Genomic DNA, 657 nt, shown 5'->3' with positions numbered 1-657 from the left:
CTGCTCGACACCGTCCGCCGGGACGTCACCGACTACGAGCCGGCGAACGACTTCGAGGCGCAGGCGTACCAGCCGCTGCTCGACCAGATGGCTGCGGCCGACGCGGCACGCAACTCCCGCGCGGACTCCACGGGCGAGACGATGCCGGGGGTGGTGTGGTTCGGGCTGATCACCGGGGCCGTCGTGACCGTCGGCATGGTCTTCGCCCTCCAGATCCGGCGGACGCCACGCGAGCTGATCCTCGCCGGCCTGTTCTCCGCGCTCATCGCCTTCCTGTTGTTCCTCGTCTGGGACTTCGACTCGCCCTACGGCCGCGGGCTGACCGCCACGGCCGAGCCCTTCATGACCCTCTTCCCCGGCATCAAGGCCTGACGGCAGACCGGGAGGACCCCCGCGGCCGGGGGACGGGCGCGCGGATGTCGCCCGACGTCCCCTGTGCGGAGCACACGATTGCCCCATTCGCGCGACTGCGATCGCGGCTCCGGGCGCGCCTTCCTAGCGTTTCGCTCATCGAGGTGCATGTCAGGCGCAGGCGGAAAAGGTCCGCAGCAGGCTCCTCGGGACCCCGGAGGCTCATCATGCGCGCGATACGCGTCGCTTCGGCCGTTCTGCTGGGCGTGACCGCCCTTTCCCTCACCGCTCCCGCCGCGCACGCGG

1 protein-coding gene is annotated in these 657 nt (G+C 71.1%); it reads left to right on the top strand.

What is annotated here, in order from left to right; genetic code table 11:
* Positions 1-372 (top strand): bestrophin-like domain (locus AOK15_RS40370; RefSeq protein ID WP_478078832.1); only part of this gene is annotated, 372 nt, incomplete at its 5' end.
* Between the last annotated feature and the right edge of the window lie 285 nt (positions 373-657).

It is taken from the genome of Streptomyces ossamyceticus (assembly GCF_001418475.1).
GTDB classification, from domain to species: Bacteria; Actinomycetota; Actinomycetes; order Streptomycetales; family Streptomycetaceae; genus Streptomyces; species Streptomyces ossamyceticus.
The sequence above is the reverse complement of the archived record's forward strand: the minus strand, read 5'-3'. Positions and strand labels throughout refer to the sequence as shown.